Annotated in this window: 8 protein-coding genes; 3 read left to right on the top strand and 5 right to left on the bottom strand. The window is 62.3% G+C overall.

Features of this window, described 5'->3' with window-relative positions:
* Positions 1-1,705: catalase/peroxidase HPI (gene katG, locus ABR948_RS22070; RefSeq protein ID WP_428122037.1), on the top strand; the 1,705-nt coding region annotated here is incomplete at its 5' end.
* A gap of 185 nt (positions 1,706-1,890) precedes the next feature.
* Here katG and ABR948_RS22065 read toward each other — a convergent pair.
* Positions 1,891-2,376 (bottom strand): MmcB family DNA repair protein, encoded by a 486-nt coding sequence (locus ABR948_RS22065; protein ID WP_428122034.1) that lies wholly within the window; start codon positions 2,374-2,376, stop codon positions 1,891-1,893.
* Between the two features lie 200 nt (positions 2,377-2,576).
* Between ABR948_RS22065 and ABR948_RS22060 the strand changes: the two genes are divergently transcribed.
* Complete coding sequence (locus tag ABR948_RS22060; RefSeq protein WP_428122031.1) at positions 2,577-3,245, top strand: MBL fold metallo-hydrolase; 669 nt, start codon at positions 2,577-2,579, stop codon at positions 3,243-3,245.
* 58 nt (positions 3,246-3,303) lie between these two features.
* On the opposite strand, the gene ABR948_RS22055 is transcribed toward ABR948_RS22060, so the two are convergent.
* The 3 genes from ABR948_RS22055 to ABR948_RS22045 form a co-directional block, all read right to left on the bottom strand.
* A complete protein-coding gene (locus ABR948_RS22055) occupies positions 3,304-5,793 on the bottom strand; it encodes a PAS domain-containing protein (RefSeq protein ID WP_428122029.1) in 2,490 nt (829 codons plus the stop codon).
* A 208-nt stretch (positions 5,794-6,001) separates the two neighbouring features.
* Entirely contained in the window at positions 6,002-7,231 is a 1,230-nt protein-coding gene (locus ABR948_RS22050) for an extracellular catalytic domain type 1 short-chain-length polyhydroxyalkanoate depolymerase (protein WP_428122027.1), read from the bottom strand.
* Positions 7,232-7,335: 104 nt separating this feature from the next.
* Positions 7,336-8,751, bottom strand: a complete 1,416-nt coding sequence (locus tag ABR948_RS22045) for an MFS transporter (protein ID WP_428122025.1) — start codon at positions 8,749-8,751, stop codon at positions 7,336-7,338.
* A gap of 177 nt (positions 8,752-8,928) precedes the next feature.
* Here ABR948_RS22045 and sthA point away from each other — a divergent pair, with 177 nt between their 5' ends.
* Positions 8,929-10,320: a Si-specific NAD(P)(+) transhydrogenase gene (gene sthA, locus ABR948_RS22040; RefSeq protein WP_428122023.1), complete on the top strand. Its 1,392-nt coding sequence runs from the start codon at positions 8,929-8,931 to the stop codon at positions 10,318-10,320.
* 128 nt (positions 10,321-10,448) lie between these two features.
* Here the strand turns inward: sthA and ABR948_RS22035 are convergent, their stop codons facing one another.
* Positions 10,449-11,918 (bottom strand): glycosyltransferase, encoded by a 1,470-nt coding sequence (locus ABR948_RS22035; RefSeq protein ID WP_428122021.1) that lies wholly within the window; start codon positions 11,916-11,918, stop codon positions 10,449-10,451.
* Positions 11,919-12,137: the final 219 nt, after the last annotated feature.

Raw genomic sequence — 12,137 nt, 5'->3', positions numbered from 1 at the left:
CCTCGAATCGATGGGCTTCAAGACAATCGGTTTCGGCGGCGGGCGCGAGGACACTTGGGAACCGGACCAGGACATCTACTGGGGACCCGAAGGCACATGGCTGGCGGATGAGCGCTACACCGGCGACCGTGACCTGCAGGAACCTCTCGGCGCCGTGCAAATGGGTCTGATCTACGTCAATCCGGAAGGGCCGAACGGCAAGCCGGATCCGGTCGCCGCGGCGCGGGATATCCGCGAGACCTTCGCGCGCATGGCGATGAACGACGAGGAAACGGTCGCGCTGATTGCCGGCGGTCACAGCTTCGGCAAAACCCACGGCGCGGGCGATGCATCGCTGGTGGGCGCGGAGCCGGAAGCCGGCAGCATCGAGCAGCAGGGCCTCGGCTGGAGCAGCAAATTCGGGTCGGGCAAAGGCAGCGATGCGATCACCAGCGGCCTCGAAGTGATCTGGACTACGACGCCGACGAAGTGGAGCAACAACTTCTTCACGAACCTGTTCAGCTACGAATGGGAATTGACCAAGAGCCCGGCCGGTGCCCATCAGTGGACACCGAAAAATGGCGCGGGCGCCGGTACGGTGCCGGATGCTTATGACCAGTCAAAGCGTCATTCGCCATCGATGCTGACCACCGACCTCGCGCTGCGGTTCGATCCGGCCTACGAAAAGATTTCGAGGCGCTTCTACGAACATCCGCATCAGTTCGCGGACGCGTTTGCCCGGGCCTGGTTCAAGCTGACGCATCGCGACATGGGCCCGATCGTGCGTTACCTCGGCCCGCTGGTGCCGAAGGAGATATTGCCGTGGCAGGACCCGATCCCCGCGGTGGATCACCCCTTGATCGGCGAGCAGGACATTGCGGCCCTGAAGGCGAAAATCCTCGCCTCCGGCCTCAGCGTTTCGCAACTGGTGACGACGGCATGGGCGTCGGCGTCGACGTTCCGCGGCTCCGACAAGCGCGGTGGCGCGAACGGCGCGCGCATTCGCCTCGCGCCGCAGAAGGATTGGGAAGTCAACCAGCCCGTCGAACTGGCGAAAGTCCTGAAGACGCTGGAAGCGATCCAGAGGGATTTCAACAGTGGAGCCAAGAAGGTCTCGCTCGCTGACCTGATCGTTCTGGGCGGTGGCGCGGCCATCGAGGCGGCGGCGAAAAAGGCCGGACACGACGTCAAGGTCCCCTTCTCGCCGGGACGCGCGGACGCTTCGCAGGAAGAGACCGACGTGGAATCGTTCGCCGTATTGGAGCCGACCGCGGACGGGTTCCGCAATTACCTGCGCAAGGGACACAAAATCTCGGCGGAGGAACTGCTGCTGGACCGGGCGCAGTTGCTGACACTGACCGCGCCCGAGATGACGGTTCTGATCGGCGGACTGCGCGCGCTCAACGCAAATGTCGGGCAATCCCAGCACGGCGTCTTCACCAAGCAGCCGGAGACGCTGAGCAACGACTTCTTCGCCAACCTGCTCGACATGAGCACGATTTGGAAGCCGACCTCGGCCGACCAAGACGTGTTCGAGGGACGCGACCGCAAAACGGGTACGCTCAAATGGACGGGAACCCGCGTGGATCTCGTGTTCGGTTCAAACTCCGTGCTCCGCGCCGTCGCGGAAGTCTACGGATGCGAGGACTCCAAGCAGCGTTTCGTCGATGACTTCGTGGCGGCATGGAATAAGGTGATGAACCTCGATCGGTTCGATCTGGCCTGATTTCAGAACAGGACATCAGGGCGGTGCTTCAAGCCAGCTTGAACGCCGCCCTGACGCCAATGCATCGGCTAAAAAGCGTCTTGTAAAATTCGGCGTCCATCTTCTTGTTTGAGCATGATCTCCGCGCAAACGCCTCTGGCGTTTGTCGCGAGGGAAAACCGGTTCCCACTTTTCCGGATCATGCTCTAAAACTCGGCATGCCCCTGCGGATCGACCAGCCGGTTGATGCGTTGCGCCGCGGCCATCGCGAACCGCACCATCATCAGCTTGCGGGTCGGGGCCGGCAGCCGGTGTTCCGGCGCCTCGCAATGCAGATGGGCGCCATAGGCGTCGGCAACGATCAGCCCGGTTTCGGCCGGGAAGATGTCGCATGGCAGATCCTGGGTGAAGGCGAAGAACAGCCGGTCGCAATGCGCCCGGTATTCCGGCCACTTCTGGTCGGCGCGCAAATCCTCGATCGATGACTTGATCTCGACGATCCAGATCTCGCCGCGTTCGTTCAGGGCCACCAGATCGGCGCGCCGTCCCGACGGCAGCGGCAATTCGCTGATGCAGGAAAAACCCAGGGTGCGCAGCATCCGCGCGGTGCCGCGCGCGATCGCAAGCGCCGTTTCCGACTGACGGCGGTCCGGCGCGGGCACGAGATTGACCTGGCGGGCATGCGATTCCATCGCCGCAAGCATAGAGCGCCCCCGGCCGGAATGGAAATTGGTTTTGCGACGCAGGGCCGTTAAAAATAGGCAAGCCGTCCGTCAGGATCCAGCCGCCATTCGCGGCTGGTATTCTCGACAGCGGCACGAAACCTTTGCACGAATTTTTTCCTTGGCGCGCCGCCAAAAATGGGCATTGTGCGGCCAAGGAACAGGAAGACATGGCACAGCAAACCGAAAACCAGGCCAAAATCGGCGCGTTTATCATCCCGGTGACGCTGTTTGAGCAGAACTGCACATTGCTGTGGAGCATGGTCACCAAAAAGGCCGTGGTGATCGACCCTGGCGGGGATGTTCCGAAAATTCAGTCCGCGATCGCGCGGACCGGTGTGTCGGTCGAAAAGATCTGGCTGACCCATGGCCATATCGACCATGTCGGCGGCGCGGCCGAGCTGCGCGATGCGCTGAAGGTGCCGATCGAAGGCCCGCACATCGCCGACAAGTTCCTGCTCGACAATGTGGTGACGAGCGGGGCCCGGTTCGGCATGACCGGGGTGCGGGATTTTGCGCCGGATCGCTGGCTCAAGGAAGGCGATCAGGTCTTGGTCGGCGATGTGCCCTTCGACATTCTGCATTGCCCGGGCCATTCGCCCGGCAGCGTGGTGTTTTTCAACAAGGAAATGGGCTTTGCCCATGTCGGCGACGTGCTGTTCAACGGCTCGGTCGGGCGCAGCGACATTCCCGGCGGCGATCATGCCACGCTGATCAAGTCGATTACCGAGAAGCTGTTGCCGCTCGGCGACGATGTCGGATTCTTCTGCGGCCACGGCGCCCGCTCCACCATCGGCCATGAGCGGCTGACCAATCCGTTTCTCTCCGGCGCGGTGTAACGGCCGGATTGAAGCCACCCCGGATCAAGTCCCGGGCAGATTTTCGCTGGGAAACGCTCTAGCCCGAAAGCATGGCGCGAATTCGCCGCGAGAGATTGTCGAGATCGAACGGCTTGGTAATCATTTCCATGCCCCGCTGCAGAAAGCCGTCGGCGATCGCAACGCTCTCGGCATAGCCGGTGATGAAAAGAATCTTCAGGTCGGGCCTGCTTTCCCGCGCCAGGTCGGCGAGTTGGCGGCCATTCATGCCGGGCAGACCAACGTCGGTGATCAGCAAATCAACCTGCTCGTTGCACCGCAGGAAGCGCAGACCCGAGGGGCCATCGGCGGCCTCGAGGGTGCGATAACCCTGATCGCTGAGCATCTCCAGGATCACGCTGCGCACCACCAGCTCGTCCTCGACCACCAGCACCGTCTCGCCGCGGGCCGCCTGCTGGTCCGCGTTGACGCCTGGAGCATGCTCAGCGGGGAGTTTGCCATGGTGCCGCGGCAGATAAAGTTTGATCGATGTCCCCCGGCCCAGTCTGCTGTCGATGCTGGCGTGGCCGTTCGACTGCCGGGCAAATCCATAGATCATCGAAAGCCCAAGTCCGGTACCCTGGCCGATCGGCTTGGTGGTAAAGAACGGATCGAAGGCGCGCGCCGCCACTTCCGCGCTCATGCCGGTTCCGGTGTCAGTGACGTCAATGCAAGTGTAATCGCCGGGCGAAAGCGCCGACGTATCGGCGGTCACGGCGTCGAGCCGCGCGTTCGAAGTCGCGATCACGAGCTTGCCGCCATGGGGCATGGCGTCGCGGGCATTGATGGCGAGATTGAGCAGCGCGCTTTCCAGCTGGTTGGGATCGCACAGCGTGCACCACAATCCGTCCGACGCGATAATTTCGAGATCGATGGTCTCGCCGATGGTTCTGCGCAGCAAATCCTCCAGCGACACCACGAGCTGGTTGACGTCGACGACCTTCGGAACCAGCGGCTGGCGCCGCGCAAAGGCCAGCAGGCGATGGGTGAGGGCGGCGGCGCGGTTCGCCGACGTCATCGCCGCCTGGATGTAGCGCGAGACGTTGTCGGTTCGTCCCTGGTTGAGACGGGTCTGCAGCAGATCCAGCGATCCAACGATACCGGTCAATAAATTGTTGAAGTCGTGCGCGATGCCGCCGGTCAATTGCCCCACCGCTTCCATCTTCTGGGACTGCAGCAGGGCCTCCTCGGTGGCTTTTAGCCGCTCTGCCGCGGCTTTCTCCGCGGTGACGTCGCGGGCAACCGCATAATTGCTGTCGCTATCGGACACCCCCATCCACGACAGCCAGCGATATGATCCGTCCTTGTGGCGAAGGCGGCTTTCGAACCTGACGGTGCTCCCATCGGCAGCGAGCTCCCCGACTTTCGCCCGCGTGATGCCGTTGTCGCCGGGATGCTCCAGCCATTCCGAGGTGCGATTGAGCAACTCGGCCTCGCTCCAGCCAAGCGTTGTGGTCCAGGCCGGATTGACCGTTCGCCAGACGCCGTTGCGATCGGCGACCAACAACAAATCCTGCGACACGTTCCAGATCCGGTCGCGCTCCCTGGTCTTTTCCTCGACACGCTGCGCCAGCGTCGCATTCAGCTCGGCGAGCTGGTCCGCAAGCTTGCGGTAGAGCTCCTCGCTCTGCCGCAGCGCCTGCTCCGCCGCGACCTGTTCGGTGACGTCCGTGTGCGCGCCGATCAGGCGCAGCGCTTTTCCATTGGCGTCGCGCTCGATCGTGGACTTGACCGAAATCCAGCGCGTTTCACCGTCACTGGGACGAATGATCCGGTATTGCGTGGTGTAGTCGCGGATCTTGCCTTCGACGGCGTCGCGGAATCTTTTTTCGGTGGCCTCGCGATCCTCGGGATGGATGCGCCGGACCCAGTCCTCGTGGGACTCGTTGCCCGCATCCGGCGGCAGTCCATGGATCAGCAGATATTCCGGCGACCGGCGATTGCGGAAACCGGTGGTCAGATCGACTTCAAGCCCGCCGATCCGGCCGATCTGCTGCACGCGCGCCAGTTCAGCTTCGCGCTCTCTGAGCGCGATCGAAGCAAGATAGTCCTTGGTGACGTCGCGGCAAACCACGAGCACGCCGCCGATGCCATCATCTTCGTCGATCGGGCTGTAGCCATAGGTCCAGTAGACCTGCTCCAGTCCGCCGTGACGGGTGACCGGAACGAGCTGGTTCTCGTGCCAGGTCGCGCCTCCGCCGCTCATCACCTGTTCGATCTGCGGACCGATAATGGGCCAGATCTCGGCCCAGCATTGCCGTCCACGCTGGCCAAGCGCGCTCGGATGGCGCTCGGGTCCCATGGTCTGGCGATAGGCGTCATTGTAGAACTGAATGAGCTGTGGGCCCCACCAGATGAACATCGGATGGTTGGTATTCAACAGGATCCGCAGCGCGGTCCGCAGACTCTGCGGCCAGGTCTCGGGTTTCCCCAGCGGACTTGCCGACCAGTTGTACGCTCGCGTGAGCGCGCCCATCTCGCCGCCGCCGGCGAGAAAGTCCGCTGAAGTCGGTCTGTTGATCTTCAACATTCAGGACGATCGGCGCCGGGTTTGTTCAAAATTGGCGGCCGGAACTTAACCGCCTGTCACAATCTCAGCAAACCCTTAGCCCGTGCATTTGGTTCCGATCTATTTTTCCAGGGACGGAACAAAATGGCAGGAGCTTGCGCGGCATCCTTAACAGGTCCCTACGCCGAAGCACCGGAGGCCTCTGCGGCGTCTCATCGACGCCGGCGCTTTATTTCATCAGACCCGCGGCCGTCAGCGCGCGCGTGATGACGGCACTGACGTCGATACCGCTGCGTTGCGACGGACGTGGCGGCTCGCGCTTGAGGGTCGCCAGCGGCCAGAGCACCGCGGCGATATCCGGTGTCCGTGCGGGCAACGCGGAGGCCACCGGAATTTTCTTCGCGGCTTCCTTTGCAGCTTCGGCCGAAGCTGGCTTGGCAGTTTCCTTGACAACTTCCTTGGGCGGACGAATCCATTCGGTCAGGCCGAAGAAATTCGCAATGTGATACGAGGACGAGATTCCCGCCTCGATCATGAACGCGCCCTGCGCACCATATCGCTCATCATTGTCGGCAATCCCAAGCGGGGTGCCATGCGCCATATTGGTGATGGTGTAGGATTCGACGAGTGTCTCACCATCCGCGTTCCACCAGATCTGGCGGGGATAGCCATCGACGGTACCCTCCGACATCGGTGCCGGGGGCAGATCATGGACATCGAGCCATTGCTTGACGATCTCATCGGCGTTCGCGGGGTTGACGGTGCGATCCGCGCTGCCGTGCCAGACCGAAATTTTCGGCCAGGGGCCTCGATGATCGGAAGCGTTGCGCACCAGGTCGCCCAATTCGGCGGCCGGGCGGGCAGGCGTCTGGAACATTCCGTGCAACGCTTCCCGTACATTGGTCGCAACGCCGAACGGCAATCCCGCGATCACGGCGCCGCCTGCGAACAATTCGGGATAGGTTGCGAGCATGACCGAGGTCATGGCGCCGCCGGCGGAAAGTCCGGTGACATAAATACGATGCGCGTCGATCCTGTGGTCGGTTACCATCCGCGCGATCATCTGGCTGATCGAGCAGGCTTCGCCGCTGCCGCGCGTGGTGTCCTCGGGACTGAACCAGTTGAAGCAGCCCTGGCCGTTATTCGAAGACTGCTGTTCGGGCATCAGCAGCGCGAAACCATAATGCTTCGCGAGCGTGGACCAGCCGGCGCCCAGGTCGTAGCCGGCGGCGGTCTGACCACAGCCATGCAGAACGACGACCAAAGCGGGTACTGGCTGAAGGTTCTCGGGTACGTATGAGAACATCCGCAGATCGCCCGGATTGGTCCCGAATCCCGTGATTTCAACGAGGGCACTGTGGAGAGGTTGCCTGGTACCCCATCCAAAATCTCCCAACCCATTGATTCCATTTATCTTTGGCAAGCGTCGCAGAAATTCGATATTTTGGGCGAGAGACACGGCAGCTCCTTGTCGGGGGACAACCCCACCAAGACCAGATAGTTGCTGCACTGCAAAATAAAAAGACCGTGTGCTGTCGGTCCCCAGGTTTGTGATCGTCGTCCTTAACGGGCGTTCGGTTCCGCCCGCCGCATCCACGACAGCAATGCGGCACAGGCGGCAATCGACAGCGCGAACAGCGCCAACGATGCCAACAGCGCCAGCCGCGCGGAGAAGACGGCTTCGGTGGCAAAAAATACCGCACCGATGGCCGCAACGCCTGCGGCATTGGCGATCTGGGCGCAGGTGCCATACATCCCGGCGCCCGATCCGGCGCTGGCCGGCTTCACCGTGGACAGCACCGCGCTCGATAAGGGCGCCATCACCAGCCCCTGGCCGTAGCCGAAGATCGCCAGCACCAGCGCCAGCAACGACGCTGTGGGAGTCTCGACCAGCGCCACCGTCAGCGCCAGCACCGCAAGGCCGGCGATCTGCAGCGCGCAGCCCTCGATCAGCACAAATGTGCCGCGATGCCGCGCCCGCGCCGCGCTGTGGCGGGAAGCGACGACAAAGGCCAGCGTCAACGGCAGGAAGACCATACCGGCTCGCAGCGGCGGAAGATGCAAGCCGCGTTGCATGAATATCGTCATGATCAGGTAGAATGACAGGTTGGCGAAAAAGAAGCAGAACGCCGCGTACAGGCCGCGCATGAACGTGGCGTCGGATAATAGCGCCAGATCGATCAGCGGCATGCCGCCACGACGCGCCACACGGCGTTCGAGCCGCAGGAATCCGGCAACGATCGCGGCGCCCGCCGCCATCAGCAGCCAAATCCACGGCGCCCAATGCACATCGTGACCGAACAGCAGCGGACCGATCAGACACAATAATCCGCTGAACAGAACGATGGCGCCGGGAACGTCGAGCCGCGTGCCGGCGCGGCGCGGCACCGTCGGCATGATCGCCGCCGCCGCCGCCGTGATGACGATCCCGAAGGGCACGTTGACGAAAAACACGGCGCGCCAGCCGAGCCCCGCGACATCCGCGGTCACCAGCAAGCCGCCGAGCAGAAACCCGGCCGCGCCGGCAAGGCCGAGCACGATGCCGTAAATGCCGAAGGCGCGGCCGCGCGATGCGTCCGAAAACAGCAAATGAAGGGTGGCGAGCACCTGCGGCACCATCAGCGCGGCGGTCGCGCCTTGCGCCAGCCGCGCGGCGATCAGTTCAGGGCCGGATTGGGCCAGCCCGCACCACAGCGAAGTGACGGAAAAGCCGAGCACACCGGCCAGAAATACCCTCCGCGTGCCGTAGATATCGCCGAGCCGGCCGCCGGTGACCACCAGCGTCGCATAGGCGATCAGATAGACCGCGATGACGGCCTCGAGCTGCGCCGGACTGGCGTTGAGCTCGATGGCGATGGTCGGAATGGCCACGTTGACGATGAAGGCATCGACCCCGAACATGAATTGCGCGGCAACGACGATCGCAAGCACCCACCAGCGGCGCGAGGTGTCCACATTGGTTGAAACCATCTGATGCATGCGAAGCCGCCTGATCCAAAATCTTTTGCATCCGACGATCTCAGGCTTCGGTCTTCCTGGCGATTACCACCGAGGTAAGCATTTCCCGGTTTTTCCGAGATTTTGGCCCGATTGCTGCATGGAAAATGGTCTCGGGCCATCCTTCCAGTGCTTCTCGCGAGTTCGGGGCCGCCTTCGATGTATGACTATGACATGGTTGTGATCGGCTCCGGCCCGTCCGGCCGCAGAGCCGCCGTGCAATTCGCCAAGCTCGGCAAGTCGGTTCTGGTGGTGGAAAAAGGCCGAAGGGTCGGCGGCGTTTCGGTCCATACCGGAACCATCCCCTCCAAAACCCTGCGCGAAACCGTGCTCAATCTGTCGGGCTGGCGCGAGCGCGGCTTCTATGGCCGGTCCTACCGGGTCAAGCAGGATATCGGCGCCGCCGATCTGATCGCGCGGCTGCAAAAGACGCTCGACCATGAAGTCGAGGTGCTCGAACATCAGTTCAGCCGCAACATGGTGAAGACCGCCTGCGGCGAGGCGCGCTTTACCGGGCCGAACCAGATCGAGGTGACGGCGGAAGGCGGTGAGACCCGCATGGTGTCCGCCGCCCACATCCTGATCGCCTGCGGCACGCGGCCGTTCCGGCCGGACTATGTGCCGTTCGACAACAGATCCGTGTTCGACAGCGACGAGATCATCGACCTGCCGAAGCTGCCGCGCAGTCTTGCCGTGATCGGCGCCGGCGTCATTGGCGTCGAATACGCCACCATCTTCTCGGCGCTCGATGTCGCGGTGACGCTGATCGAACCGCGGCCGACCTTCCTTGATTTCATCGACAAGGAACTGATTGAGGAATTCATGCATGAGCTGCGCGACCGCAATGTCGCGCTGCGGCTCGGCTCCGCCGTCAATTCGATCGAGCGCGCCGCAGGCGGCGCCATCGTGACGAAACTCTCCGACGGCCGCAACGTCACCTCCGAGATGCTGTTGTTCGCGGCGGGGCGCGTCGGCGCCACCGACCGGCTCAATCTCGAAGCCGCCGGGATCGCGGTCGATCATCGCGGCCGGATCGCAGTCGACCCTTTGACCCTGCAAACCAGCGTGCCGCATATCTATGCCGCCGGCGATGTGATCGGATTTCCCAGTCTGGCGTCCACCTCGATGGAGCAGGGGCGGGTGGCGGCCTGTCATGCGCTCGGCATGGAGCCGATGGCGCCGCCCGAATTCTTTCCCTACGGGATTTATTCGGTGCCGGAAATCTCGACCACCGGCCTCACCGAGGAAGAGGTGCGAACCCGCGGCATTCCCTACGAGGTCGGCGTGGCGCGGTTTCGCGAAACCTCGCGCGGGCACATCATGGGGCTCAACAGCGGCATGATGAAGATGATCTTCTCGACCAAGACCCGCCGTCTGCTCGGCGTGCACATTCTCGGCGAGGGCGCCACCGAGCTGATCCATATCGGCCAGGCCGTGCTCAATCTCAAAGGCACGATCGATTATTTCATCCAGAACACGTTCAACTATCCGACCCTGGCCGAAGCCTACAAGATCGCCGGGCTGGACGCGTGGAACCGGATGACAAGGTAACCGGGACTCCGTCATTGCGGGATGGTGCGTTAGCACCAGACCCGGAATCTCGAGATACCGGGTTCGATGCCTCGCATCGCCTCGGAATGACAGTCGCTGGATTGTTTAGCTGCTCCTCGCAATGACGATCAGATCGCCTTCAGTTTGCGATAGGCGAACCACACCATTTTCAACAGCAGCCAGCCGTCGCGAAACCGCGAGATCTGGGTCTCGCCGAAGGTGCGCGCCTTGTAGTGGATCGGCGTTTCGACGATTTTGAGATTCTGTTTGGCCGCGCCGAATATCAGATCGAAATCGCCGAACGGATCGAAATTGCCGAAATAGGCGCGCTCCCGCGCCAGCACTTCATAGTCCTTTCGCAGCAGCACCTTGGTGCCGCACAGCGTGTCCGTCAGCCGGGTGTTGACGAGATAGCTGAACAGATAGGCAAAGCATCGGTTGGCGATCAGGTTGAGCGGGCGCATCGCCTCGTGCTCCATCGGATAGATCAGGCGGGTGCCGTTGACGAATTCCGCCTTCCCGGTCTCGATCACCGCATGATATTTCGGCAGCGCTTCCGGCGGCATCGTCAGGTCGGCGTCCAGGATCATCAGCACGTCGCCGGTCGCCGCGGCGAATCCCTTGCGGACCGCATCGCCCTTGCCCTTGCCGTCCTGCTTCAGCACCTTGATGTCCCAGCTGTCCTTGTAGGCGTTGCGGACCCGCTCGCATTCCTCGAACGTGCCGTCGCTGGAATTGCCCTCGACGAACAGGATTTCCTGAGATGAGCCGAATCGCGGCATGCGCTGGATCGCGCTTTCGATGTTTCCTCTTTCGTTGCGGCAGGGAATGAGGATGCTGGCGGAAAACTTGCGGTCCGGGAAGTGCCGGACCGGACGCCCGACCAGATAGGTCCGCAGGCACAGCTGCCTGATCCCGGGCAACGGCGCAATGAAGCGATTGATGAACGGACCCAATCCGAGCCAGCGCCGCGGCAGCAGCTGCCGCTGCTCCTGGCTGATCACCTCCAGATCCGCGAGGTCCATCAGGTTCAGAAAGTCGGCGGTGGCGATGTAGTTGATCTTCGGCTGCTTGCTGCGCAAATGCAAAAGCTCGGCGAGATTGAGCACCGGCTCCCACAGATGGGAGTAATAGGAGATGATGATCCGCGTCGACGGTGCGCAGAGGCGCTGCACCAGACTCAATGTGCCGTCGATGTCCTCGAACATGCCGATGGTGTCGGCGATCACGATGTAATCGAACGGTCCTTCGATTGCGGCCAGCGTCGCCGGATCCTCGACATCGCCAAGAACAAAATGGAGCCCGGGATGCTGCTGGCTGGCGCGGGCAATGGTCTTGGCGCCGAAATCGATCCCGACGCCATGGGACGGCGCTAGCGCGGCGAGCAGATCGCCGCGGCCGCAGCCCAATTCCAGCACCCGCTTGCCGGGCGGAATCAGGAACCTCATGAATTTGAGGTCGTCTTCGTGGTAGGCGACGTTGAACTGGCGCCAGCGATCGAGCTCGTCGCCATTGGTCTCGAAATGGTCGAGCAGATCGCGCTTGCGCTGGCTGGAAAGCTGCAGTGAAGCAGGGGAGTCGGATTGCTTCAGATACATCTTTGCCTCGAAACGGAAAACGGGAAGCTCTCTTAGCTTAAGGGCCCAAGGGTGTAAATTTGGTGTAAATTCGGCGATTGCCTTTGCCCTTCCCTTTACACTTCCCTTGGCCCTTTCCACGGCCTAGTTTGCAGCCGAGCAACCAAGAACAATAAGCCCGGAGCAAACACCCATGGCACGCCTCAAGTTCGGCGCCTTTCTCGCCCCGCATCATCCGAT

The sequence above is a fragment of the Bradyrhizobium sp. genome (genome assembly GCF_050014615.1).
Lineage (GTDB): Bacteria > Pseudomonadota > Alphaproteobacteria > Rhizobiales > Xanthobacteraceae > Bradyrhizobium.
This window is presented reverse-complemented; position numbering and strand designations above follow the sequence as displayed.